The organism is Mycetohabitans rhizoxinica HKI 454, assembly GCF_000198775.1.
Lineage (GTDB): Bacteria > Pseudomonadota > Gammaproteobacteria > Burkholderiales > Burkholderiaceae > Mycetohabitans > Mycetohabitans rhizoxinica.
This window is the reverse complement of the sequence record NC_014722.1, coordinates 1,009,247-1,032,035: the sequence shown is the minus strand read 5'-3', so window position 1 is coordinate 1,032,035 and position 22,789 is coordinate 1,009,247. Positions and strand designations below refer to the sequence as shown.

Sequence of the window (22,789 nt, the reverse complement as noted above, 5' to 3'; positions counted from 1 at the left end):
CCATAAGTTCAGATGCTTAGACGCTTTTGGCTGTTCTTTGCGCAGGCGGTGACAGTACTGCTCGCGTTGATGTTCATCGTCGCGACGCTGAAGCCGCAGTGGCTGCAGCGCCAAGGGAACCTCGGGCAACAGCTGGCCTCCCCCATCGTCGCGCTGCAGGAGGTCGCCCCGGGCATGGCGGGCCGCGGACTGGTCACGTCATACGCAGACGCCGCCCAGCACGCGATGCCGGCAGTGGTGAACGTATTTTCCAGCAAAGACGGCTCTCAAATGCCGGATCCGCGCGCCAACGACCCGCTGTTCCGCTATTTCTTCGGCGACCGCAACTACGAGCGCAAACGCCAGGAGCCCGCGTCCAACCTCGGCTCCGGCGTCATTGTGAGCTCGGAGGGCTACATTCTAACGAACCAGCACGTGGTGGACGGCGCCGACGAGATTGAGGTCGCGTTGGCCGACGGGCGCACGGCGAGCGCGAAAATGATCGGCGTAGACCCGGAAACGGATCTGGCGGTACTCAAGATCAGTCTACCCAATCTGCCGACGATCACGCTCGGACGGATGGAACATGCGCGCGTGGGCGACGTCGTGCTGGCGATCGGCAATCCGTTCGGGGTCGGCCAGACGGTGACGATGGGCATTATCAGCGCGCTCGGACGCAATCACCTGGGGATCAACACCTTTGAAAACTTTATTCAGACCGATGCGCCGATTAACCCGGGTAATTCCGGCGGCGCACTGGTCGATGTGAACGGTAACTTGCTCGGCATCAATACCGCGATCTATTCGCGCAGCGGCGGCTCACTGGGAATCGGCTTTGCCATTCCAGTGTCGACGGCGCGCAGCGTGCTTGAGAGCATCATCACAACGGGCACGGTCACGCGCGGCTGGATCGGTGTCGAGCCTCAAGACGTGACGCCGGAAATCGCGGAATCGTTCCGTCTACAACAGAAATCAGGCGCGATCGTGGCGGGCGTGCTGCGAGGCGGACCGGCGGACAAGGCCGGTATCAAGCCGGGCGATATCCTCGTGAAGGTCAACGATGAGGATATCACTGACACGACGCGCCTGCTCAACGTGATCGCGCTGATTCAGCCCGGCACGGTCGCGAAGGTGCACCTGTGGCGCAAGTCGCACGAAATGGACATCGACGTGACGATCGGCAAGCGCCCGCCGCCGCCCAAGCAAGCGCTGGACAACGGCGACGACGATGAATGACGAGCGCCGCCGATAACGGCGACGACGAAGTGGCGGGCGCCGCCGCGCGGCGCTCAGCATAAAGGCGCGCAGCACGGCCCGCCGTGCCGCTATTTTGCCTCTTCGCTTTCGGGCTCGCTGTCCGGCTGCCGAGTAACCAGCAGCCGTGCCGCAATGATCCCGAGCTCGTATAGCACGAGCAGCGGCACCGCGAGGATGAGTTGGGAGAAAACGTCGGGTGGCGTCACGATGGCGGAGACCACGAACGCGCCGACGATCACGTACGGACGCACTTCCTTGAGCTTGTTTACCGTCACCATATTCAGCTTCGCGAGCAGCACGACGACGATCGGCACTTCGAACGTCACGCCGAACGCGATGAACATCGTCAACACAAAGCTCAGGTAATTGTCGATATCCGTTGACATCTCGGCGCCGAGCGGCGCATTGTAGTGCGCCATTACGCGAAAGATGGTCGGAAAAACAACAAAATACGCGAACGCCATCCCGCACAGAAACAACACGTAGCTGCTTGAAACCAGCGGCAGCACGAGCTTTTTCTCATGTTGGTACAGGCCCGGCGCAACAAACGCCCAGATTTGATACAGCACCACCGGCAGCGCGATCACGAACGCCACCAGCATCGTCACCTTCATTGGCACGAAGAACGAGCCGGTGACGTCGGTGACGATCATCTTGCCGCCCTTGGGCAGGTTCGCCATCAGCGGATGAGCCAGCAGCCGAAAAATGTCCGGCGCCCAATAGACCAGCGACACGAACACCACCAGCACCGAGACGGCAGCGCGGATCACCCGCGTGCGCAACTCGATCAAGTGCGAAATAAACGTTTCTTCGGTGTCTTCGTTCTGCGGATTGTGCGGAGCTTCGCTCACAGCGGCCTGGGACGGAGAAAAGAAGTGGACAGGAAACGGGACAGGATCACAGGAAACGGATCGGCCGCCGCAGGTTTGGCGGTGTATGCCGCGCCACGCGAGCCGCGCCCGACTGCACATGGGTACGACGTGCAGCGACCCGTTTGTACCACACCGGTGTCACCGTGCGCTTGACCCGCCAGTTTTTGCGCGACGATGCTCGCACCGCGCCACTGGGCGAGTCGTGCCAAATCGAATTCGACGCGCCGGCGCTGACGCCTTGCTCGGCGCTGTCCGTGTTCGGGCCGGTGCCGTCGCGCCAGCCCTCGGTCAGCTCAGTTTGCGCTTGTTGCACGTGCTCGTGAATCGAGGTTTGCATGTTTCGCGCGGCATCCTCGAAGTCGGACTTCATCTTGCGCAACTCGTCCAACTCGATCTCGCGCATCACCTCCGCCTTGACGTCGTTCACATAGCGCTGGGCACGGCCGAACAGTGCGCCCGCGGTACGCGCCACACCGGGCAGCTTCTTCGGGCCGATTACGATCAGCGCAACAACGCCGATCAACGCCATCTTACTGAGGCCTAAGTCGAGCATCGCGGTGAGCCGGTCAACGTGTGAGCCGGGCGCTCAACGCGCATCGCGCGAACCGGACTTTTCCTTCGCATCGACGTCGATCGTGCCGGAGCGTGGCAGTTCCTTGTGCGAATCGGCGTCGGCCCCTTCCGCGTCGCGCATGCCGTCCTTGAAACCTTTGACCGCACCGCCGAGATCGCTGCCGATGTTGCGCAGCTTTTTCGTGCCGAACACCAACGCCACGATCAACAGCACGATCAGCCAGTGCCAAATACTGAATGAGCCCATAAAAACTCTCCGATTTCGATTGCGTGGGATGTCAGCCCATACGCAGCCACGGCCGCGGGCCGGCAAGGATATGCGCGTGCAGGTGGTAGACCTCCTGCCCGCCCCCCGGCCCGGTATTGATGACGGTCCGGAAACCGGTCTGCCCCCCGGTGTACGCGCAACCCAATTGCTCGGCCAGGCGCGCGACCAGTATTGTCATTCTACCAAGCAGCGGCGCATCGTCTTCCGTGCAATGAGACAGTGTTTCAATATGTTTTCGAGGAATGACGAGCACGTGCACGGCAGCTGCCGGCCGCAGATCGTGGAACGCGACGAATTCGTCGTTCTCGAACACCTTTTTGCTCGGCAGTTCACCGCTCGCGATCTTGCAAAAGATACAGTCGGATTGCGTCATATCACGTTTCCAAACAGTCCACCGTCATACCGCCGCCCGCTGTCGCACCGGCAACGGCTTGTTGTCGTTCAGATACAGCCATCCCTTGATGATCCGGTAAAGCACCCAGACGCCGGCGGCAAACCAGATGGCGAAACCGATCATGATCACCATTGTGGCAAAACCCACGCCACCCCACACCAATCCCCACCAGAAGGTGCGGATCTGCCAGGCGAAATGCGCGGCGTACGGCGTGTGCGCGACATCGTCACGCTTGATGTAGTTGACGATGACAGCGATCAAGGCTGACACGCCGCCAGTAAACCACAACAACGCATAGAGCGCGTACAACAGATGGGTCAGCGTTCTGAGCGAACGCAGTCGCTGTTCGTCCAGCGGCGCACGCTGGAGCGTGCGCACCGCACGCTCGTTGTCATCTAACGGATCATTCATCGCATCGCTCCACAGCACTGCCGCACGGCTCAATCACCATTCTGTTCGCGCTCGCGCCGTTTGCGCAACGCCTTTTCTTCAATGCCCGACAGGCCCTCGCGGCGTTGCAGTTCGGTCAGCACGTCATTGGGTCCGACACCATAATGCGACAACATGATAAGACAATGGAACCACAGGTCGGCCACCTCGTTCACCAGCGTCGCGCTCGAGCCCCCGTGACGCGCATCCTTGGCCGCCATCACGACTTCGGTCGCCTCTTCACCGATCTTTTTCAAAATCGCGTCGTCGCCCTTGTGAAACAGTCGCGCGACATAAGAGGCCTCGGGGTCGCCCCCCTTGCGGCCATCGATCGTTGCCGCCAGCCGCAGCAGCACGTCGCGCAGAGCATCGTTCGCGTCCCGCGGACTCATGGCGTCAGCCGTCCGCTGCAGCGCAGGTTGAGTATGGTGGATCATGGATAGATGCTTTCCGGATCTTTCAGCACGGGGTCGATCGATATCCATTCTCCGTCGTCCACAGTGCCTTCGAATTTTTGAAAAAAACATGAATGCCGGCCGGTATGGCAGGCCATGCCGGATACCTGCTCGACCTTTAACAGCACAACATCCTCGTCGCAGTCCAGCCGCACTTCGCGCACGTGCTGCACATGGCCGGATTCCTCGCCCTTGAACCACAGCTTGTTACGCGAGCGGGAAAAGTAGACGGCGCGCCCCAGCTCAATGGTCTTAGCTAACGCTTCACGGTTCATCCACGCGAACATCAACACATCGTTGCTCGACGCTTCCTGCGCGATCACCGGCACTAAGCCGTTCGCATCCCATTTCACCTTGTCCAGCCAGTCATTGCCGCCCATTACTGCCTCACTGCAATGCCACGTTCGGCCATGAACCGCTTCACGTCGCCGACCGTGTATTCGCCGTAGTGGAAAATGCTAGCGGCCAGTACCGCGTCCGCATGGCCATCGGTCACCCCATCGGCCAAGTGCTGCAGCAAGCCCACGCCGCCCGAGGCGATGACCGGCACCGACACCACATCCGATACCGCACGCGTGAGCGCCAGATCGAATCCACTCTTGGTACCATCCCGGTCCATGCTAGTCAGCAAGATCTCGCCGGCCCCGAACTGCGCCATCCGGCGCGCCCATTGCACCGCGTCGAGTCCAGTCGCCTTGCGGCCGCCATGCGTAAACACCTCCCAACGCGGCACCTCATGCGAGTCGCCGACCTGCTTCGCGTCGATCGCAACGACGATGCACTGCGAACCGTAGCGCTCGCTCACATCGCGGACGAACTGCGGATTGGCCACCGCGGTGGAATTGACGCTGACTTTGTCGGCGCCTGCATTGAGCAACCGTCGTACATCCTCGGTGGTACGCACGCCACCGCCGACCGTCAGCGGGATGAACACCTGCGCGGCGACCGACTCGATGATCGGCAGAATCAGGTCGCGCCCGTCGGACGTCGCGGTAATGTCCAGGAACGTGAGTTCGTCAGCCCCCTGCTCGTCGTAGCGCCGCGCGATCTCGACCGGATCGCCGGCGTCGCGCAGTTCGACGAAATTGACGCCCTTGACGACCCGTCCGGCGGTCACGTCAAGACACGGAATGATGCGTTTCGGTAAAGCCATGAAAGTAGGTGCTGAAAAGTGAAACGCGTGTGACCAGCGCGATGGCGGCGCACGGGCAGCCGACCCGCGGTGCGCGCCGCAGCCTCAGGCGCGAGACTCGCGCAGCGAATCGGCAAGGTTCTGCGCGGCCGTGAAATCAAGCTCGCCGGAATAGATCGCGCGCCCACAAATCACACCTTCGATCCCTTCGTCCTCGACGGCGCACAGCGCATCGATGTCGGCCAGGTTCGACAGCCCGCCGCTGGCGATCACCGGAATCTTGACCGCCTGCGCGAGACGCACGGTCGCCTCGATGTTGATGCCCTGCAACATGCCGTCGCGGCCGATATCGGTATAGACGATCGCCTCGACGCCGTAATCCTCGAACTTGCGCGCCAGGTCGATCACCTCGTGCCCGGTCAGCTTGCTCCAGCCGTCCGTGGCCACTTTGCCATCCTTCGCGTCCAGCCCGACGATGATATGGCCGCCGAATGCACTGCACGCATCCCGCAGGAATCCCGGGTTCTTCACCGCGGCCGTGCCGATAATCACATACGACAATCCATCGTCCAGGTACCGCTCGATCGTATTGAGGTCGCGAATCCCGCCACCGAGCTGCACCGGCATCTCATCACCAACCTCGGCGATGATCGAGCGGATCGCTTCTTCGTTCCTCGGCTTGCCGGCAAACGCACCGTTCAAGTCGACCAGATGAAGCCGACGCGCACCGTTGTCCACCCAGTGACGGGCCATGGCCGCCGGGTCCTCGGAAAAGACCGTCACCTGGTCCATATCGCCTTGTTTCAGGCGCACACATTGACCGTCCTTGAGGTCGATGGCCGGGATGAGCAACATAACTATCACGTGTCAGTCTGGGTGAAAAATTCATTGGGCTGCCATCACGTTGCGTTGCGGTGTGACGGCAGGTTTTCGCTAGTTTAGTACAAGTTGTCAGGCGGACCTGGCCGGCGCGCGGCCTAGTGCCGAAGGCTGCGCCACCGGACACCGGACACCGGACACCGGACGCCGGACACCGGACACCGGACACCGAGCACCGAGCACCGAGCACCGAGCACCGAGCACCGAGCACCGAGCACCGAGCACTAGGCATTGGACACTAGGCTCCGAGCAATCGTCATGGATTCCACTGGGCAAAATTGCGATACAGCTGCAACCCCGCTTCCGCGCTTTTTTCGGGATGGAATTGGGTGGCGAAAATATTATCCCGTGCTACCGCGGACGTAAACGGCGCGCCATACACCGTTTCCCCCACGGTGTCGGACGCACCGTCGGGCACCACATAATAGCTGTGTACGAAATAAAAGAAGCTTTGGTCGGCGATACCCTCCCACAGCGGGTGGGGCCGGGTCTGCCGCACCCGGTTCCAGCCCATCTGTGGCACTTTGAAGCGCGAGCCGTCGTCCTGCAGCTTGCCGTCCAGTTGAAAGCGCAGACACTTGCCGGCCAGCACGCCCAGGCCCTTCGTATCGGCCTCCTCGCTCCAGTCGAACAGCATTTGCTCGCCGACACACACGCCCAGGACCGGCTTGGTGCGTGTCGCATCCAGCACCGCGTCCTGCAGCCCCGAGGCAGCCAGCGACGCCATGCAATCGCGCATCGCCCCTTGGCCGGGCAGCACCACGCGGTGCGCGGCGCGCACCTTGTGCACATCGCTGACCACTTGCACATCGGCCTGTGGCGCGGCGCGCAACATCGCCTGCCAAACCGAGCGCAGGTTGCCCATCCCGTAGTCGACAATCGCTATCGAAGTTTTCATGCAGACCCGCTTCTGGTAAACATCCGTCCCAAATTCAAGCGGGTGGCCGCACCGCCCGCCCCGCGCGCTGTTCGCCGGCTACCTGAGTACCGGTAGCCGTGTTTTCCACCCGATCCGCTCGCCGAGCGTGGCCGATACCGCGTTCACGCAGACCACCGATATCGACGCGACGCGTATCGTGCGACTCGTCCCCTCGTGCAACGCCTCTGCGCCACGTTCTGGTTCGCGGTCAGGCTCAAACAAAATGGCAACGCGCGGTTGAGCAACGGTTGCACTTTGCCCTACAAGATGCCCTTGGTCGACGGGATCTGTCCGGCCGCGCGCGCATCGATCTCGGCGGCCATACGCAGCGCCCGGCCGAACGCTTTGAACGCGGTCTCGACCTGATGATGCGCGTTCAGGCCGCGCAGGTTGTCGATATGCAGCGTGACACCGGCATGATTGACAAAGCCGCGGAAAAATTCGATCGTTAGATCGACATCGAAGTTGCCGATCCGCGCGCGCGTGAAGGGGATATGAAACTCCAGCCCCGGGCGTCCAGAAAAATCAATGACGACGCGCGACAATGCTTCGTCCAGCGGTACGTACGCGTGGCCGTAGCGGCGGATGCCCTTGCGCTCGCCGATCGCCTTGGCGATAGCCTGGCCTAGCGTGATGCCGGTGTCCTCGACCGTATGGTGGTCGTCGATGTGCAAATCGCCGCGCGCGTCGACCTCGAGATCGATCAAGCCGTGGCGGGCAATTTGGTCCAGCATGTGGTCAAGAAACGGCACCCCGGTGTTCAGCTTCTGCTGGCCAGTACCGTCCAGATTGACCTTCACTCGGATCTGCGTTTCGCTCGTGTTGCGCACGACTTCCGCAATACGCATGGATGTTCCTGAAAATGGCGGAAAAATTAAACAGCGACTCACACGCGATCAAACCAGCGCATTGCTCAACGCAGCTAGCAATTGTGCATTCTCATCCGGCGTGCTGACCGTGATCCGCACGCACTCAGCCAGCAATGGATGCATTTTACTCACGTTTTTAATCAGAATTCGTGCACCGAGCAGCGCGTCGAACACCGCGGCGGCATCCGGCACGCGCACCAGCAGGAAGTTTCCCGCACTCGGAAACACGTGAGCACCCGGCAACGCGCCGATCGCCTCGGCAAGTCGCGCCCGCTCGGCACGCAATTCAGCGGCCTGCGCATCGAGCACTTCCAGGTGATCGAGCATAAAATCGACCGTCGCCTGCGTCAGCACGTTAGTGTTGTAGGGGGGACGCACCTTGTCGAACTCGTTGATCCAGCCTGGCAAGCCGACCAGATAGCCGAGCCGGATACCGGCCAGGCCCAGCTTGGAGACGGTGCGCATGACCACCACGTTGTCGAACTCGCCGGCCCGCGACATCCAGCTGCGCTGCGCAAACGGTTGATACGCCTCATCGATAACCACCAGCGACCGGTCGGCCGCGCGCACAACCCGCTCGAGATCCGCGTCGTCGAACAGTGTGCCGGTCGGATTGTTCGGATAGGCCAGATAGATCACCGCGGGCTGGTGCGCGGCGACGGCCTCCAGCATCGCGCCCACGTCCAGCGTCAGATCGGCATTCAGCGGCACGCCAACGAATTGCAGCTGCGCGAGCTTGGCCGACATCGCGTACATCACGAAGCCGGGCACCGGCGCCAGGATCTTGGCGCCCGGCTTCGCGCACGCGGTCGCAATCAGGCTGATCAATTCGTCCGAGCCGTTGCCCAGCAGCACGTCGCAATCAGCCGGCACCTGCATCGCGCACTTGAGCTTGTCCAGCAATGCGCCGGGCCGCGGCATTGGATAGCGGTTCAACGCGACCTGGGCAAGCCGCTCGCCGAGCCGGTGCGCAAGCGGCCGCGGCAGCGCGTAGGGGTTTTCCATTGCGTCCAGCTTGATCAAGCCGGCGGCATCCGGTACCGGATAGCTCGTCATTGCCAGCACGTCCGGGCGAATGATGTTCTGGGGTATCGTCATAGTCTGGTGTCCAAGCTGTCCCGCCTGCCCGCCCGTGCGGTCAGCCGCCGGCCTTCATCCGATACTCGGCGCTGCGCGCGTGCGCCTGCAGGCCCTCGCCATACGCGAGTTCCGCGGCAATTTCACCGAGCGTCTGCGCCCCTTCGGCGCTCACCTCAATCACGCTCGAGCGCTTCAGAAAGTCATACACGCCCAACGGCGACGAGAAACGCGCGGTCCGGGAAGTCGGCAGCACGTGGTTCGGACCCGCACAATAGTCGCCGAGGCTCTCGCTCGTGTAGCGGCCTAGGAAGATCGCGCCAGCATGGCGAATGTGCTGCACCCATTGATGCGGCTCGAGCGCCGACACCTCCAGGTGCTCCGGCGCGATGTCGTTGGCGATTGCGCATGCCTCGGCCATGTCTCGGACCTTGATCAACGCGCCGCGATCCTGCAGCGAACGGGTGACCACGTCGCGCCGCGGCAGCGTCCCGATCAACTGGTCGATCGCCTCCTCGACGCGCCGGATGAACACGGCGTCCGGACACAACAGGATCGACTGCGCGAGTTCATCGTGCTCGGCCTGCGAAAATAAATCCATCGCGACCCAACGCGGGTCGGTGGTGCCATCGCACAACACCAGAATCTCCGACGGACCCGCGATCATGTCGATGCCGACCGTGCCGAACACCCGTCGCTTGGCGGCGGCAACGTAGGCATTGCCCGGTCCGCAGATCTTGTCCACGGCCGGGATCGTGTCCGTACCGTAGGCGAGTGCGCCGATGGCCTGGGCGCCCCCGATGGTCAACACCCGGTCCACGCCGCCAAGTAGCGCGGCAGCCAGCACAAGGTCATTGGCCATGCCGTCCGGCGTCGGCACCACCATCACGATTTCGCGCACGCCAGCCACGCGCGCCGGAATCGCATTCATCAGCACCGATGACGGGTAGGCTGCCTTGCCGCCGGGCACGTACAAGCCGACGCGGTCCAGCGGCGTGACCTTTTGGCCGAGCACCGTACCATCCGCCTCGGTGTACTGCCAGCTGTGGCTGCCGCATTCGATCTTCTGCTTGTCGTGATACGCGTGCACGCGCGCCGCCGCCGCCTCCAACGCTGCCCGGCATTTGGGCTCCAGCGCGTCCAGTGCCACCTGCAGCCGGGCAGCTGGCAATTCCAGGGACGCAACGCTGTCCACGTCCAGCCGGTCAAAACGCTTCGTGTATTCCAGCACAGCGGCATCGCCGCGTAATTTGACGTCAGCTAAGATCTGCGCGACCGAGCGCTCGATCGCTTCGTCTTCGCTCGCCTCGAATGCGAGCACGGCCGCCAACGCCGGCTTGAAACTAGCATCGGAGGAGTCGAGTTTGCGGATCTTGATCGCCATACGAGTTCCTTGTGTCTCGTGATGCGGGCATCACACGCCGGGCGCCCCGGTATCTGCGCGGTGCTCAGCCACGGCTTGCGCCCCACTCTTGCTGGCGCGCTCGAACGCTTCGAGAATGGGCTTGAGTTGGGTACGCTTGAGTTTGAGCGCAGCCTGGTTGACCACCAGCCGCGACGAGATCTCCATGATCTGCTCGACCTCGACCAAGTTGTTCGCACGCAGCGTGCCGCCGGAGCTGACCAAGTCGACGATCGCATCCGCCAGGCCCACCAGCGGCGCCAATTCCATCGAACCATACAGCTTGATCAGGTCCACGTGCACGCCCTTGGCCGCAAAATGCTCACGCGCACTGCTCACGTACTTCGTGGCCACCCGCAGTCGGGCCCCTTGCCGCACCGCATTCGCGTAGTCAAAACCCTGCGGCACCGCGACCGACAACCTGCAACGGGCAATGTTCAAGTCGATCGGCTGGTACAGTCCGTCGCCGCCATGCTCGAGCAACACGTCCTTGCCGGCCACGCCGAAGTCGGCTGCGCCGTACTCGACGTAGGTCGGCACGTCGGTCGCCCGTACAATGATCACGCGCAAGCCCGGATCCGTGGTGGGCAAAATCAACTTGCGCGACGACTCCGGATCCTCGGTCACCGTGATCCCGGCCGCCGCCAGCAGCGGCAGCGTCTCCTCGAAGATACGGCCCTTGGACAGCGCCAACGTCAACGGCACGCCCGGCCCGACTGCCGGTGCCAACGCGCCCGGCATGCTGGCCGGCGTGCTCATGCAGCCGCTCCGTGGGCCAAGCCGTCCTTCTGCGTGGCATCGTCCGTATTGATCGGTGCAGTCGCGCTGACACGGCTGACATTCGCGCCCAGCGCGCCCAGCTTGATCTCCATGCGGTCGTAGCCACGATCGAGATGATAAATCCGATCGATCAGCGTCTGCCCGTCGGCCACCAGCGCGGCAATGACAAGGCTGGCCGACGCGCGCAGATCCGTGGCCATCACTTTCGCGCCAGACAGCTTGTCCACGCCGGTCACCAGCGCCGTATTACCGTCGATCGTGATGTTCGCACCAAGCCGGTTCAGCTCCTGCACATGCATGAAGCGATTCTCGAAAATCGTCTCCACCACTTGTGACGTCCCGGTCGCTATCGCGTTCAGCGCCATGAACTGCGCCTGCATGTCGGTCGGAAACGCCGGATACTCGGAGGTGCGAAACGATACCGCACGCGCACGGCCTGGCATGCGCAGGCGGATCCAGTCATCGCCGGCCGACACTTGCGCGCCCGCCTCGCGCAACTTATCGATGACCGCCTCCAGGATCAGCGGGGTGACGCCGCGCAGCGTGACGTCGCCACCTGTGGCGGCGGCCGCACACAGGAACGTGCCGGCCTCGATGCGGTCTGGGATCACCGCGTGGCGCGCGCCGTGCAGACGCGGCACACCGTGTACCACGAGCCGGTCCGTACCGATCCCGTCGATTCTCGCGCCCATCGCGACAAGCAGGTTCGCCAAGTCGGTGACCTCCGGTTCGCGCGCCGCGTTTTCCAGCACGGTTTCCCCGTCCGCAAGCACCGCCGCCATCAGCAGATTCTCCGTGCCAGTCACGGTAATCATGTCAGTGATCACGTGCGCGCCCTTCAAGCGGCTTGCCCGCGCATCGATGAAGCCGTGCTCGATCGAGATCTGCGCGCCCATCGCGGTCAATCCCTTGATATGCTGATCGACTGGACGCGCGCCGATCGCGCATCCGCCAGGCAGCGACACTTGTGCATGACCGAAGCGCGCCACTAGAGGTCCGAGCACGAGAATCGACGCACGCATCGTCTTGACCAACTCGTATGGCGCCACCGGCTTGTCGACCTGCGACGCGTCCAGCGTCACGGTGTTGCCATTCACCTCCGAGCGCACCCCCATCTGGCCAAGCAACTTCAACATGGTACGCACGTCCTGCAGGTTCGGCACGTTCTCCAACTGAACCGGCTCCGCGCTCAACAGGCTTGCGCACAAGATCGGCAACGTCGCGTTCTTGGCACCGGACACCGTGATCTCGCCACTGAGGCGGACCCCACCGTCGATCAGCAATTTATCCATTGATTCGCTTCCGCTTTGTGTGGCCGGCGGGCGCGACGCGTGAACCGCCTGGGCCACTGGGGCGTCGTTCGTCACGCCCAGGTTATCTCGTTTAATCCGCACTCGAATCCCGGTTCATCGGTTTTGCCATTCGGCCGGTGTCAACGTCTTCATGCTCAACGCGTGAATCTCCTCGCGCATGCGCTCGCCCAGCGCCGCATAGACGAGCTGGTGCCGTGCAATCCTTTGCTTGCCCTCGAATGCCGAGCTGACGATCGTCGCGAAGAAGTGCTGGCCGTCGCCTTCGATGTCAACGCGCTCGCACGGCAAGCCTGCTTCAATATATCCCTTGACTTGTTCCGGGGTCGGCAACATCGCAAATCCCTCTCAGTATTCTCTCAATTGTGGGTCGCGACGCACGCCAGGCGCGACGCCTCGACCGATTCCCATGCTCAATGGCGCAGCTTATACCCGCTTGCCAGCAAGCGTACCGCCAATGCCGCGACGGCGACGAAAAAACCACCCACCACTGCCAGACTTACAAGCGGCGCCACGTCGGATGCACCGAAGAAGCCGAAGCGAAATCCGTCAATCATGTAGAAGAACGGATTCAGGTGCGATACGTGCCGCCATAGGTCCGGCAAGGTATGCGTTGAATAAAACACGCCCGACAGGAACGTCAATGGCATGATTAGAAAATTCTGAAATGCCGCCAGTTGGTCGAACTTCTCGGCCCAGATCCCGGCGATCAGGCCCAGCGTGCCGAGAATCGCCGCACCAAACACGGCGAACGCGACGATATACAGCGGCGCGCAGAACGACACCGGGATGAACGCAATCGTCACGACGAATACCCCCAGCCCGACAGTCAGGCCACGCACGACCGAGGCCAGCACGTAGGCGCAGAACATCTCCCAGTGCGACAGCGGCGGCAACAGGACGAACACCAGATTGCCGGTGATTTTGGACTGGATCAACGACGACGAACTGTTCGCAAACGCATTTTGCAACACGCTCATCATGACCAGTCCCGGAATGAGGAAGCTCGTGTACTCAACGCCAGGATAGACCTGAACATGCCCCCGCAACGCGTGCCCAAAGATGGTCAAATACAACAGCGCGGTCATCACTGGGGCCAGCACGGTCTGGAAGGCCACCTTCCAGAACCGCAGCACTTCCTTGTAGAACAGCGTCCTGAAGCCGATCATGCCAGCCCCTCCACGGCCTGGGGCGCATTCATGATCTGCACGAACACGTCTTCCAGGTCGGCCTTGCGCACGTCGATCTCGTCAAACCGGCAGCCGGCCGCACGGCATTGCGCAAGAATCGGCTCCACGTCGTCATACGAGTCCAGCCGCAGCAGGTGCTGCCGATCTGCCGGATCGGGCGTGCCGATCTCCAGAGCCCTGATCTGCGCCGGCACCCTGCCTGCGCTCACTCGCACGAACAACTGTAGTCCACTGAAGCGCTGCAGCAACGCACCGGTGCGCTCGAGCGCAACCATCTCGCCGCGACGAAGCATGGCGATGCGGTCGCACAGCGACTCGGCCTCTTCCAGGTAGTGCGTGGTCAACACGATCGTATGCCCCTCGCGGTTAAGCCGCGAGATGAATTTCCACAGTGTCTGGCGCAATTCCACGTCCACGCCCGCGGTCGGCTCGTCCAGCACGATCACCGGCGGCCGATGCACAAGCGCCTGCGCGACCAGCACGCGCCGCTTCATTCCACCGGATAACGCGCGCATGTTGACGTCCGCTTTCTCGGTCAGGTCCAAATTGGCCATCACTTCGTCGATCCAATCGTCGTTGCGGGCTAAACCGAAATAGCCGGACTGGATGCGAAGGCATTCACGTACGGTAAAAAAGGGGTCGAACACCAACTCTTGGGGCACCACGCCAAGCGCGCGCCGTGCGCGCCTGAAGTCCGTCACAACATCGTGACCTCGCACTGCGATCGTTCCCTCGTCCGCGCGCGCCAGACCCGCAAGAATGCTAATCAGCGTCGTCTTGCCTGCGCCGTTGGGACCGAGCAATCCGAAGAACTCGCCCTCCTCGACGGTGAACGACACGCCTTTGAGCGCATGCAAATCGCGATAGCGCTTCTTGACGTTGTGAATTTCTATGGCTGGCATGAGTGTGCGGCGCGACAGCGCCGGCAGGGTTTGCGGGCCCACCTGTGCATGCTTCGCGGGCGGGCAATGGCCTATCGACGGCCTAAAAAACGGTTGATTATAGGCGAAATCGGCGGGTCGCCGCGAGGGGACCGATCGGCCACATGGTCCACACCGTCACCTGAAGCGACGTGACAGCATCAATGTCGGCCGGACGAAACCAGCGCCTGGACGCCGTAGGCCTGGGCCAAGCTAGCCAATCCGTCGGGCAGGTTCAAGATCGAGAACGACGCGGCGCGACGCGCGCGAGCCTCGCGTTGCCACGCCAGCAATACCGCCAACGCCGACGAATCGAATTGCTGCAGGCGGGCGCAATCTACGGCGGTCGCGCCGCCGGCGATATGGTTCAGGCCAGCCTTGAGCACGGCGTTCGCCGTCGCGAACGTCAGGGCCTGGCCCGTTTCGAAGGTCGTCACGATGGGCTCTTGGCCGCAGCGGCCGGCGTATTCTTCTGCGATAGGTAGGTGATCAAGCCATCAATCCCATGTTGCTGGATCTGCTCATTGAACTGTTGCTGGTATGTCTGCACGAGCCACGCACCGGCGACATTCAAATCATAGACCCGCCAGCCATACGCGGTCTTCTCCATCCGATAATCGAGCTCGATCGGCTGGCCATTGTTGATCACCGTCGAGCGTACAACGACGTCGGTATCAGTCGGCGCCGCGCGCAGCGGCTGATACCGGATTTCCTGATTGCCGACCTGCGACAGGGCACCGGAATAGGTCCGGATCAGCAGCATCTTGAATTGCTCGACGATTTGTTGCTGCTGTTGCGGCGTCGCGGTGCGCCAGTGCCGTCCCATGACCAGACGCGTCGTCCTCGCGAAGTCGGTGTACGGCAGGATCTTCTGGTTGACGACCTGCGTGATCCGCTCGATGTCGCCGGCTTTGATCGACGAGTCGGCGCGCACGATGCTCAGCACGTCGGTCGTCACCGATTTCACCAGCCCATCCGGTGTGCCCATATCAATGGCCGGCGCTTCGGCAAACGAACCGGTACTGCACGACAGCAACGTGGCAACGACGGGGATCAGTAAAAATTTTTTCATCAACTCAGTCCTATCGATTATTTCTTTTCGCTATGGTCAACGATCGTCAAATATTGGAGCGAATTGCGCAGTTCGAGTTTCATTCGCCGCGAAGCATGCTCACCTAAACCGAAGATTCGGAATGCTATAGGGACGGCCGGGTGGAATCATCTGCTGGCTTGGCACGTGCGTCTCCGATGCCGGTTGCGCGGCACCAGCCGATGCCGATTGCGCCGCTGCAGCATCCGGCCCGGTCGCGCCGGTCGGCTCCTGCCGTTGTGGGGCCGATGCTCCCTGCACCGCGTCGGGCTGTGATGCGGCGGCCGGTGCCGGCGGTCGCGTCGCCGCGGGGTGGGCAAGGTCGGCTCCAGCAGCTCCAGTAGCTCCAGCAGCACCGCCGGTCGCGCCGGCAGCCGGCGCACCTTCTGCGCCAGGCGTCGGTGCGCCATCGTCGCTCGGGCCGGTGTCGGCGTCCGATTCATCATCGTACGCGGGCGGCGGCGGATTGCCATCCGAAATCAGGTACTGACGCCGTTGCAAATGGGCGTTGCGCACGAACGAGTACTTGTCAAGCGCCGCATTGGACAGCAGGTCGGTCGCACCGAGCAACGCCGCGCGCGTGCTAACGATGCGCACACCATAGAGCGTCGTGCGCAGCCAGATCGGACGCATGTAGGCAGTCAGGTCGCCCTGCCAATCGACCAGCAAGCCTGCCGCGTCGCGCACGGTGCTGGGCCCGAGCAGTGGCAGCACGAGGTACGGGCCCGGCGGCACGCCATAGTGGCCCAACGTGACACCGAAGTCCGATTGGTGTTTCGGCAGCCTAGCCTGACTAGCAAAGTCGAACAGCCCACCCAGCCCGAACGTGCTATTGATCGCCACGCGCATGATGTCTTCCGTGCCTGCGGTGATCTTGCCTTGCAACAAATTGTTGGCGGCGATATACACATCGCCGATGTTTGAGAAGAAACTCGACACACGATCGCGGACGAATTGAGGCAACGCCCAGTTATAAGCGCGCGCCACCGGCTTCATCGCCACGCGGTCCAGCGTGTCATTGAATTCGAACATCGTCCGGTTAAATCCTTCCAGCGGGTCTTGCTTCGACGGTGTCTTCACCGCCGCGCAACCGCCCAGCGCCATCACAGCAGCCGCGACCACGACGGTGGCTCGCATCGTTGTCATGCTGCCTCCCCTCAGTTTGCCGTCGCGCTTGCCGGCGCGACTTGGGTTTGAGATGCGTCAGGGCTGGCCCCGGCGGGCCCGGGCGCCGCCGGGGCCGCCGGGGCGGGTGTGGCAGGTACGGCCGGCTTGCCTGCCCCGGCATCCGCCGCCTTGCTGTACAGGAATTGGCCGATCAGGTTTTCCAGTACGATCGCGGACTGCGTCATCGTAAGCGTGTCGCCATCCTTGAGCAGCTGTTCGTCGCCCCCCGGATCCAGGCCGATGTACTGCTCGCCAAGTAGACCCGAGGTGAGAATCTTGGCCGACGAGTCCTTCGGGAACGTGTACGGCTTAAATACGTCGATTGTGACCAGTGCCTGGTAAGTCTGCGTATCGAACTCAATGCTCTGCACGCGGCCTACCATCACGCCGGCGCTCTTGACCGCCGCGCGCGGCTTCAGTCCACCGATGTTGTCGAACTTCATCTTCACCGAGTAGGTGGATTGAAACGACAGCGAACTCATATTGCCAGCCTTGAGCGCCAGGAACAGCAGCGCAACAAAACCGAGCACCACGAACAAGCCGACCCAGAAGTCCAGAGCGTTTTTCTTCATCGTCATCCCATCGGAATAGCTATTACCGCTGCGTGCTACGCGGGGATCGCGCACGCAGTCGTGCCGGCGCGCCATGGCGCCGGGCCCATCTATCAATTGAACATCAGCGCGGTCAGCAAAAAGTCCAGCCCAAGTACCGCCAGCGATGCGAACACGACCGTCTTGGTCGTCGCGCGCGACACCCCTTCGGGGGTCGGCTTGGCTTCATAGCCTTGGAACAGCGCGACGAAGGTTACCGCGAAGCCGAACACGATGCTCTTGATCACACCGTTGCCGATATCCTGTCGCAGGTCGACGCCCGATTGCATTTGGGACCAAAACGCGCCAGGGTCCACGCCGATCAATACCACACCGACGACATACCCGCCGACGATGCCGACCGCGCTGAAGATCGCCGCCAGGATCGGCATCGCGATTACGCCAGCCCAGAATCGCGGTGCAACGACGACCCGGATCGGGTCCACCGCCATCATTTCCATCGCGGTCAGTTGCTCGCCCGCCTTCATCAGGCCGATCTCCGCGGTCAGCGACGTGCCAGCGCGTCCGGCAAACAGCAGCGCAGTGACCACTGGCCCAAGCTCGCGCACCAGCGACAGCGCGACCAACAGCCCGAGCGCCTGCTCGGAGCCGTAGCGATTCAGCGTGTTGTAGCCCTGCAAGCCCAGCACGAAGCCGACGAACAACCCCGAAACAGCGATGATGACGAGTGAATAATTACCCAGGAAGTGGATCTGCTGGATGACGGTGCGCGGGCGCCGCAGCAATGGGAAGCACTCCGACGCAAGCCGCGCGAACATACGGGCGCCGTAGCCTGTTCGTGAAAGGCCGTCGAGAACGGCGCGGCCGACCGTGGCAATCATGCGCTACTCTCCTGCGCGCGGCACGGCGCCGAGACCGAAGTCCGCCTCCAGCGACGCGCTCGCATAGTGAAAATGAAAGGGACCGTCAGGCGCGCCGTCGATGAACTGCCGCACGCTCGGGTCCTGCGACGCGCGCAACTGCGCGGGCGTGCCCTCGGCGAGCACCCGTCCATTCGCAATGAAATACACGTAGTCCGCGATCGCAAACGACTCCGGCACATCGTGTGTCACGAGGATCGACGTGGCGCCGAGCGCGGTATTGAGGGTGCGAATCAGGTTCGCGGTAATACCCAGTGAGATCGGATCAAGTCCCGCGAACGGCTCATCGTACATCATCAGCTCGGGGTCAAGCGCGATCGCCCGAGCCAGCGCGACCCGGCGCGCCATGCCGCCCGAGACTTCGGACGGCGCCAAGTCGCGTGCGCCGCGCAAGCCGACCGCGTTGAGTTTCATCAGCACGAGATCGCGGATCAGCGCCTCTGGCAAGTCCGTATGCTCGCGCAGCGGAAATGCGACGTTGTCGAACACTGACATGTCGGTAAACAACGCGCCGAACTGGAACAACATGCCCATCCTGCGCCGCGCCGCGTAGACCGCCTGGGGGCCCATAGCACCGACGTCCTCGCCGCGAAACAGTACCTGGCCTCGGTTGGCGCGCACCAGCGCACCGATGAGCCGCAACACTGTCGTCTTGCCGCACCCGGAGCCGCCCATGATCGCAACCACCTGTCCACGCTTGAAACGCATGTTCAGGTTCTGGAGCACGAGCCGCTCAGCACTGTAGCCGAAAGCAACATCGCGAAGCTCAAGCAGGATATCGGAGGCGGTTGGCGGCACGTAGGCGGTCATCAAAAGGCACGGAACGCGGATTATAGGGCCTAAAGCGGATCTGCCGCCTGAAACCCCGACGTGGACTGTGCGCGAGACCGCTTACACGCCACCTTCGCGGCGTAGGGCAATGGCAGGCAAGCCCCGCATTATCGGATAAACCCTCTTTGCAACGCAAAGATTGCTTTTTCGACGTCGTGGGCCTGCGTTACCGCGCGCACGAGCGCGGCACCGCGCACACCGGTGGCCAGCACGTCGTCCAGCGTCTGCAGGTCGATGCCACCGATTGCCACGCAGGGCACCACGCCGTCCAGCAATCGCACGTAGCGCGCGAGTCGCGCAAGCCCTTGCGGCACGCTGGGCATTGCCTTGGTGGTGGTCGGAAACACCGCACCCAGCGCGATATAGCTCGGCTTGAAGTGCAGCGCCACCAAGATCTCGTAGTATCCGTGCGAGGACAGACCCAGCCGCAGCCCCGCGTGTGCCAGCGCACCGATGTCCGCGCGCGACAAATCCTCCTGGCCCAGGTGCACGCCATAGGCGCCTTCGTCCAGCGCCAGTTGCCAGTGGTCGTTGATGAATACGCGTGCGTCGTCATAGCGGCGCCCCGCCGCAACGGCGCGGCGCACGTCGGCCCGCAGCACGGCTAACGCGCGCGGATCCGCCGCATCGCCCGCCCCGTCAACCTTGCGGCGCAGTTGCACAGTACGCACGCCGAGCGCTAGCAGCCGCTCGATCCAGTCGGCCGTCGGCACCACCGGATACAGACCGAGCGCTGCCGGGCACGCGGCGAACGGCTGCACCGGCGCATCAGGCAACCCCAGCACGCGCGGAAAGCGCGACACATCACACGGCCATGGATCCTGCGCATACTCGTCGCCCTGCCGCCACGCCAGGGCAAGGCACAACGCATCGTGCGGCGCGCAGCCACAATCGAGGAACGCGGCGAATGCCGCGATCCAATCGTCGCACGGCGCGGCCTCCAACGTGCGGACCGCATCACCCTGATGCAACCGCATGGCACGCGCCGACGCGTCCAGCACCGTGGCGCCGGCAGCCACCCAGCGCGCGGTATCGGCCGCATGCGGCTGCACATCGGTCACTACGATCACGTCACCGGGCCCCGGCTGCGGCGGCGGCGCGAGACAGATCCGCACCGGCTGGCTGGCACGCGGCCAATCACCCAACCGTGCGCGGATCCGCTCGGCCGCCTCCAGCAGTTCATCCGCAGGCGGATAAAAAACCTCGCGCTCCCGCAGGAAGGCGCCGCTCATGCCCGCTCATTCGAGGGCGGGACAGCGGCGCCCTCCGGCGCGCGATAGTCGTCCTGGTGCCAGAATGGCATGCCGACCACCGGCGTACTCGCATGCGCGCTGTCGCGCTCCGGCATCGGCCCAGCCAAGTACGCTTCGCGACCCGCCTCGACCGCACTCGCGAATGCCCGCGCCATCGCCTCGGGCCGCGCCGCCTGCGACACCGCCGTGTTGAGCAGCACGGCGTCAAACCCCCACTCCATCACCTGGCACGCGTGCGACGGCACACCCAGCCCTGCGTCGACGATCAGCGGCACGTCCGTCAGGCGCTCGCGCAGCAGCTTGAGTCCATACGGGTTCACCACCCCCTTGCCGGTGCCAATCGGAGCGCCCCACGGCATCAACGCCTCGCAGCCGACGTCGAGCAGTCGCCGCGCGACAACGAGGTCTTCCGTGCAATACGGCAGCACCTTAAAGCCGTCCCGCACAAGGATGTCGGCCGCCTCGATCAAACCGACCGGATCCGGCTGCAACGTGTAGTCGTCTCCAATCAGCTCAAGCTTGATCCAGTCAGTTTCAAACACTTCGCGGGCCATCTGCGCGGTCGTCACCGCCTCCTTCACGGCATGGCAGCCAGCGGTGTTGGGCAACAGCGCAGCACCCCGACACTTCAGCGCGTCAAAAAACCCAACGTCGGCGTCGCCCTGCGCGGCCAATTGGCGCCGCAGCGCGACGGTGACCATTGCGGGCTGCGCGGCCACGAGCGAGGCTTCGAGCGCATGCAGCGACGGATAGCGCGAAGTGCCGAGCAACAGCCGGCTTGTAAAGGGTTGTCCGTACAGAATCAGCGCATCGGCGGTGGAATGGGAATGCATCATTGTCTCCGTCAGTTTCAGTGACCCATGGGCCAGATTGTCGGCTCGCGTGGCATGCCGCCGATGCGTCATCCGCCTGCCACAGGCTTTACGACGTCGATCCGGTCACCTTGCGTGAGCGCGCGCGCAGGATGCTGTGTGCGCGGCACGAATTCGCCGTTGATTGCGACCGCGTACGGCGGCACTGCACCATACGAGGCCAGCGCGTCAGCAAGGCACGCATCATCGGGCAACGAGAAAGGCTGGTTGTTGATTTGGATATCCATGGTTCATGCGTCAGTCAGTCGAGCACGGCTGCAGCGCAGCCGCACGGTAAAGCATCGGCCAGCGCGAGGCGGCACGCCACGCGTCGAAGCCGTCCGGATCGCGCACCTGCGCCTCGAGCAACGCGTGCGCGAGCGCCACAGCTTCGTGCGCCACCTCAGGCGCAATCATATAGCCGTGACGGTACAGGCCATTGACGCGCAGCACCGACGCGCCATCCCACGACAGCGCGGGGCGATGGTCCGGCAGTGTGGGCCGGCAATGCGCGTTCAGCTCGAGGATCCGGCCCTCGCCGAAGGCGGGATGTAGCGAATAGGCCGCCGACAACAACTCGAGCGCCGAGCGCACGCTCACCGGCGACATGTCCTCGCCTTCGATCTCGGTGGCCCCGATCACATAGTGATCGTCCTGCTTGGGCGCGATATACAACGGATAGCGCGGATGCAGCAGACGCACCGGCCGGCTCAGACCAATGCCCGGCGCATGGACCCGCGCGACTTCGCCCCGCAGCCCGCGCAGACCGGGCCATGCCTGCTTCGCGCCCAGTCCACGGCAATCGATCACCAGACCGGCAGCAGGCAGGGCATCCTCGCGCACGCAGGTATGCCAGTGCGTGTCCACATGCAACTCGTCGAGCGCGGCCCCCAGCGCCGCCAGCAACTGCCGATTATCCAGTTGCCCCTCGCCGGGCAGCAGGCGCGCATCGTGAAAGCGCATACCAAGCGCCGGCTCGGCTTGCGTGACCTGAGCGCCGTGCAGTGCGACGATGCCATCGTGCAGCATCGTCACGGGCGCGTTCACACGCACGCGCTGCTCAAACAATGGCCATTCGGCGCGATCGGCCGCATGCCAGACAATCAGCGTGCCGTTGCGCTGGAAGAACACCGGTTGTGGCAGCTGCGGCAGCCATTCGGCCCAGCGCTTGAGCGACGCGGCGCCCAGCTCCACCAGCAACGGCTCGGCATTAGCAGCTTCGGCCAGCGGCGCGAGCATGGCTGCGGCGACCCACGCTGCCGCACTGCGTCCGCTCGACTCGCCTTGCTCATACAGCGCGACGCGATGGCCCGCGCGCGCGAGCCGCCACGCAATGAGACGACCGGACAAGCCGCCGCCCAAGACGGCGACATCGGGCATCGGCGCGGCGTGGCACGCGGTTTCTAAAGAGGGGTCGGATT

General features: G+C 63.2%; 29 protein-coding genes. 1 reads left to right on the top strand and 28 read right to left on the bottom strand.

Features of this window, described 5'->3' with window-relative positions; translation table 11 throughout:
* Positions 1–12: 12 nt before the first annotated feature.
* On the top strand, positions 13–1,215 hold the full coding sequence (locus RBRH_RS04820; protein ID WP_013434873.1) for a Do family serine endopeptidase: 1,203 nt from the start codon (positions 13–15) through the stop codon (positions 1,213–1,215).
* Positions 1,216–1,304: 89 nt separating this feature from the next.
* Here RBRH_RS04820 and tatC read toward each other — a convergent pair whose 3' ends face one another.
* The 28 genes from tatC to RBRH_RS04680 all read right to left on the bottom strand — a co-directional run bounded on the left by tatC (position 1,305) and on the right by RBRH_RS04680 (position 22,748).
* Entirely contained in the window at positions 1,305–2,087 is a 783-nt protein-coding gene (gene tatC / locus RBRH_RS04815; RefSeq protein WP_041753294.1) for a twin-arginine translocase subunit TatC, read from the bottom strand.
* Between the two features lie 46 nt (positions 2,088–2,133).
* Positions 2,134–2,661, bottom strand: coding sequence for a Sec-independent protein translocase protein TatB (gene tatB, locus RBRH_RS04810; RefSeq protein WP_013434871.1), 528 nt, complete (start codon positions 2,659–2,661; stop codon positions 2,134–2,136).
* A gap of 33 nt (positions 2,662–2,694) precedes the next feature.
* Entirely contained in the window at positions 2,695–2,928 is a 234-nt protein-coding gene (gene tatA, locus RBRH_RS04805) for a Sec-independent protein translocase subunit TatA (RefSeq protein ID WP_041753293.1), read from the bottom strand.
* A gap of 31 nt (positions 2,929–2,959) precedes the next feature.
* Positions 2,960–3,322, bottom strand: coding sequence for a histidine triad nucleotide-binding protein (locus RBRH_RS04800; RefSeq protein ID WP_013434869.1), 363 nt, complete (start codon positions 3,320–3,322; stop codon positions 2,960–2,962).
* A 24-nt stretch (positions 3,323–3,346) separates the two neighbouring features.
* The gene (locus RBRH_RS04795; RefSeq protein ID WP_041754170.1) at positions 3,347–3,754 is read right to left on the bottom strand and encodes a DUF4870 family protein; all 408 of its coding nucleotides are present in this window, start codon (positions 3,752–3,754) and stop codon (positions 3,347–3,349) included.
* A gap of 29 nt (positions 3,755–3,783) precedes the next feature.
* Complete coding sequence (locus RBRH_RS04790) at positions 3,784–4,164, bottom strand: phosphoribosyl-ATP diphosphatase (protein ID WP_041754169.1); 381 nt, start codon at positions 4,162–4,164, stop codon at positions 3,784–3,786.
* A gap of 41 nt (positions 4,165–4,205) precedes the next feature.
* A complete protein-coding gene (gene hisI, locus RBRH_RS04785; RefSeq protein WP_013434866.1) occupies positions 4,206–4,607 on the bottom strand; it encodes a phosphoribosyl-AMP cyclohydrolase in 402 nt (133 codons plus the stop codon).
* Positions 4,607–5,380 carry an imidazole glycerol phosphate synthase subunit HisF gene (hisF, locus tag RBRH_RS04780; RefSeq protein WP_013434865.1) on the bottom strand — a complete coding sequence of 258 codons (774 nt, stop codon included), beginning with the start codon at positions 5,378–5,380 and terminating at the stop codon, positions 4,607–4,609. Before hisF ends, hisI begins: the two co-directional genes overlap by 1 nt.
* A gap of 84 nt (positions 5,381–5,464) precedes the next feature.
* The gene (hisA, locus tag RBRH_RS04775; protein ID WP_041753292.1) at positions 5,465–6,214 is read right to left on the bottom strand and encodes a 1-(5-phosphoribosyl)-5-[(5-phosphoribosylamino)methylideneamino]imidazole-4-carboxamide isomerase; all 750 of its coding nucleotides are present in this window, start codon (positions 6,212–6,214) and stop codon (positions 5,465–5,467) included.
* Positions 6,215–6,494: 280 nt separating this feature from the next.
* On the bottom strand, positions 6,495–7,136 hold the full coding sequence (gene hisH / locus RBRH_RS04770) for an imidazole glycerol phosphate synthase subunit HisH (RefSeq protein ID WP_013434863.1): 642 nt from the start codon (positions 7,134–7,136) through the stop codon (positions 6,495–6,497).
* 281 nt (positions 7,137–7,417) lie between these two features.
* Positions 7,418–8,005 carry an imidazoleglycerol-phosphate dehydratase HisB gene (gene hisB, locus RBRH_RS04765; protein ID WP_041753290.1) on the bottom strand — a complete coding sequence of 196 codons (588 nt, stop codon included), beginning with the start codon at positions 8,003–8,005 and terminating at the stop codon, positions 7,418–7,420.
* Between the two features lie 48 nt (positions 8,006–8,053).
* Positions 8,054–9,124 (bottom strand): histidinol-phosphate transaminase, encoded by a 1,071-nt coding sequence (gene hisC / locus RBRH_RS04760; RefSeq protein WP_013434860.1) that lies wholly within the window; start codon positions 9,122–9,124, stop codon positions 8,054–8,056.
* Between the two features lie 40 nt (positions 9,125–9,164).
* A complete protein-coding gene (gene hisD / locus RBRH_RS04755) occupies positions 9,165–10,487 on the bottom strand; it encodes a histidinol dehydrogenase (protein WP_013434859.1) in 1,323 nt (440 codons plus the stop codon).
* Between the two features lie 30 nt (positions 10,488–10,517).
* Complete coding sequence (gene hisG, locus RBRH_RS04750) at positions 10,518–11,246, bottom strand: ATP phosphoribosyltransferase (protein WP_049786448.1); 729 nt, start codon at positions 11,244–11,246, stop codon at positions 10,518–10,520.
* Between the two features lie 14 nt (positions 11,247–11,260).
* On the bottom strand, positions 11,261–12,577 hold the full coding sequence (gene murA / locus RBRH_RS04745) for a UDP-N-acetylglucosamine 1-carboxyvinyltransferase (RefSeq protein ID WP_049786363.1): 1,317 nt from the start codon (positions 12,575–12,577) through the stop codon (positions 11,261–11,263).
* Between the two features lie 114 nt (positions 12,578–12,691).
* Positions 12,692–12,931 carry a BolA family protein gene (locus RBRH_RS04740; protein ID WP_013434856.1) on the bottom strand — a complete coding sequence of 80 codons (240 nt, stop codon included), beginning with the start codon at positions 12,929–12,931 and terminating at the stop codon, positions 12,692–12,694.
* A gap of 77 nt (positions 12,932–13,008) precedes the next feature.
* Entirely contained in the window at positions 13,009–13,764 is a 756-nt protein-coding gene (locus RBRH_RS04735) for an ABC transporter permease (RefSeq protein ID WP_013434855.1), read from the bottom strand.
* Positions 13,761–14,687: an ABC transporter ATP-binding protein gene (locus RBRH_RS04730; RefSeq protein WP_041754163.1), complete on the bottom strand. Its 927-nt coding sequence runs from the start codon at positions 14,685–14,687 to the stop codon at positions 13,761–13,763. Before RBRH_RS04730 ends, RBRH_RS04735 begins: the two co-directional genes overlap by 4 nt.
* 179 nt (positions 14,688–14,866) lie before the next feature.
* A complete protein-coding gene (locus RBRH_RS04725) occupies positions 14,867–15,142 on the bottom strand; it encodes an STAS domain-containing protein (protein WP_013434853.1) in 276 nt (91 codons plus the stop codon).
* Positions 15,139–15,777 carry an MlaC/ttg2D family ABC transporter substrate-binding protein gene (locus RBRH_RS04720; protein ID WP_041753288.1) on the bottom strand — a complete coding sequence of 213 codons (639 nt, stop codon included), beginning with the start codon at positions 15,775–15,777 and terminating at the stop codon, positions 15,139–15,141. The genes RBRH_RS04725 and RBRH_RS04720 overlap by 4 nt, the downstream gene beginning before the upstream one ends.
* A 99-nt stretch (positions 15,778–15,876) precedes the next feature.
* Positions 15,877–16,941: an MlaA family lipoprotein gene (locus RBRH_RS04715; protein ID WP_013434851.1), complete on the bottom strand. Its 1,065-nt coding sequence runs from the start codon at positions 16,939–16,941 to the stop codon at positions 15,877–15,879.
* An 11-nt stretch (positions 16,942–16,952) separates the two neighbouring features.
* Positions 16,953–17,540, bottom strand: a complete 588-nt coding sequence (gene mlaD, locus RBRH_RS04710; protein ID WP_049786447.1) for an outer membrane lipid asymmetry maintenance protein MlaD — start codon at positions 17,538–17,540, stop codon at positions 16,953–16,955.
* Between the two features lie 86 nt (positions 17,541–17,626).
* Entirely contained in the window at positions 17,627–18,394 is a 768-nt protein-coding gene (mlaE, locus tag RBRH_RS04705; protein WP_013434849.1) for a lipid asymmetry maintenance ABC transporter permease subunit MlaE, read from the bottom strand.
* A gap of 3 nt (positions 18,395–18,397) precedes the next feature.
* A complete protein-coding gene (locus tag RBRH_RS04700) occupies positions 18,398–19,243 on the bottom strand; it encodes an ABC transporter ATP-binding protein (RefSeq protein ID WP_041753286.1) in 846 nt (281 codons plus the stop codon).
* A 128-nt stretch (positions 19,244–19,371) separates the two neighbouring features.
* Positions 19,372–20,496 (bottom strand): thiamine phosphate synthase, encoded by a 1,125-nt coding sequence (gene thiE / locus RBRH_RS17055; RefSeq protein WP_013434847.1) that lies wholly within the window; start codon positions 20,494–20,496, stop codon positions 19,372–19,374.
* A complete protein-coding gene (locus RBRH_RS04690) occupies positions 20,493–21,350 on the bottom strand; it encodes a thiazole synthase (protein ID WP_049786446.1) in 858 nt (285 codons plus the stop codon). The genes thiE and RBRH_RS04690 overlap by 4 nt, the downstream gene beginning before the upstream one ends.
* Before the next feature lie 68 nt (positions 21,351–21,418).
* On the bottom strand, positions 21,419–21,616 hold the full coding sequence (gene thiS / locus RBRH_RS04685; RefSeq protein WP_013434845.1) for a sulfur carrier protein ThiS: 198 nt from the start codon (positions 21,614–21,616) through the stop codon (positions 21,419–21,421).
* 10 nt (positions 21,617–21,626) lie between these two features.
* On the bottom strand, positions 21,627–22,748 hold the full coding sequence (locus RBRH_RS04680) for an FAD-dependent oxidoreductase (RefSeq protein WP_041753285.1): 1,122 nt from the start codon (positions 22,746–22,748) through the stop codon (positions 21,627–21,629).
* Between the last annotated feature and the right edge of the window lie 41 nt (positions 22,749–22,789).

Coding starts and splice junctions, on each gene's coding strand:
- hisC (WP_013434860.1), bottom strand. CDS start 9,124: ATGACGATACCCCAGAACATCATTCGCCCGGACGTGCTGGCAATGACG.
- RBRH_RS04680 (WP_041753285.1), bottom strand. CDS start 22,748: ATGCCCGATGTCGCCGTCTTGGGCGGCGGCTTGTCCGGTCGTCTCATT.
- RBRH_RS04690 (WP_049786446.1), bottom strand. CDS start 21,350: ATGCATTCCCATTCCACCGCCGATGCGCTGATTCTGTACGGACAACCC.
- mlaE (WP_013434849.1), bottom strand. CDS start 18,394: ATGATTGCCACGGTCGGCCGCGCCGTTCTCGACGGCCTTTCACGAACA.
- thiE (WP_013434847.1), bottom strand. CDS start 20,496: ATGAGCGGCGCCTTCCTGCGGGAGCGCGAGGTTTTTTATCCGCCTGCG.
- thiS (WP_013434845.1), bottom strand. CDS start 21,616: ATGGATATCCAAATCAACAACCAGCCTTTCTCGTTGCCCGATGATGCG.
- RBRH_RS04740 (WP_013434856.1), bottom strand. CDS start 12,931: ATGTTGCCGACCCCGGAACAAGTCAAGGGATATATTGAAGCAGGCTTG.
- RBRH_RS04820 (WP_013434873.1), top strand. CDS start 13: ATGCTTAGACGCTTTTGGCTGTTCTTTGCGCAGGCGGTGACAGTACTG.
- RBRH_RS04795 (WP_041754170.1), bottom strand. CDS start 3,754: ATGAATGATCCGTTAGATGACAACGAGCGTGCGGTGCGCACGCTCCAG.
- RBRH_RS04800 (WP_013434869.1), bottom strand. CDS start 3,322: ATGACGCAATCCGACTGTATCTTTTGCAAGATCGCGAGCGGTGAACTG.
- RBRH_RS04700 (WP_041753286.1), bottom strand. CDS start 19,243: ATGACCGCCTACGTGCCGCCAACCGCCTCCGATATCCTGCTTGAGCTT.
- hisG (WP_049786448.1), bottom strand. CDS start 11,246: ATGCCGGGCGCGTTGGCACCGGCAGTCGGGCCGGGCGTGCCGTTGACG.
- tatB (WP_013434871.1), bottom strand. CDS start 2,661: ATGCTCGACTTAGGCCTCAGTAAGATGGCGTTGATCGGCGTTGTTGCG.
- hisI (WP_013434866.1), bottom strand. CDS start 4,607: ATGGGCGGCAATGACTGGCTGGACAAGGTGAAATGGGATGCGAACGGC.
- hisA (WP_041753292.1), bottom strand. CDS start 6,214: ATGTTGCTCATCCCGGCCATCGACCTCAAGGACGGTCAATGTGTGCGC.
- RBRH_RS04720 (WP_041753288.1), bottom strand. CDS start 15,777: ATGAAAAAATTTTTACTGATCCCCGTCGTTGCCACGTTGCTGTCGTGC.
- hisH (WP_013434863.1), bottom strand. CDS start 7,136: ATGAAAACTTCGATAGCGATTGTCGACTACGGGATGGGCAACCTGCGC.
- mlaD (WP_049786447.1), bottom strand. CDS start 17,540: ATGACGATGAAGAAAAACGCTCTGGACTTCTGGGTCGGCTTGTTCGTG.
- hisB (WP_041753290.1), bottom strand. CDS start 8,005: ATGCGTATTGCGGAAGTCGTGCGCAACACGAGCGAAACGCAGATCCGA.
- RBRH_RS04735 (WP_013434855.1), bottom strand. CDS start 13,764: ATGATCGGCTTCAGGACGCTGTTCTACAAGGAAGTGCTGCGGTTCTGG.
- RBRH_RS04715 (WP_013434851.1), bottom strand. CDS start 16,941: ATGACAACGATGCGAGCCACCGTCGTGGTCGCGGCTGCTGTGATGGCG.
- RBRH_RS04730 (WP_041754163.1), bottom strand. CDS start 14,687: ATGCCAGCCATAGAAATTCACAACGTCAAGAAGCGCTATCGCGATTTG.
- tatA (WP_041753293.1), bottom strand. CDS start 2,928: ATGGGCTCATTCAGTATTTGGCACTGGCTGATCGTGCTGTTGATCGTG.
- murA (WP_049786363.1), bottom strand. CDS start 12,577: ATGGATAAATTGCTGATCGACGGTGGGGTCCGCCTCAGTGGCGAGATC.
- hisF (WP_013434865.1), bottom strand. CDS start 5,380: ATGGCTTTACCGAAACGCATCATTCCGTGTCTTGACGTGACCGCCGGA.
- hisD (WP_013434859.1), bottom strand. CDS start 10,487: ATGGCGATCAAGATCCGCAAACTCGACTCCTCCGATGCTAGTTTCAAG.
- RBRH_RS04790 (WP_041754169.1), bottom strand. CDS start 4,164: ATGAGTCCGCGGGACGCGAACGATGCTCTGCGCGACGTGCTGCTGCGG.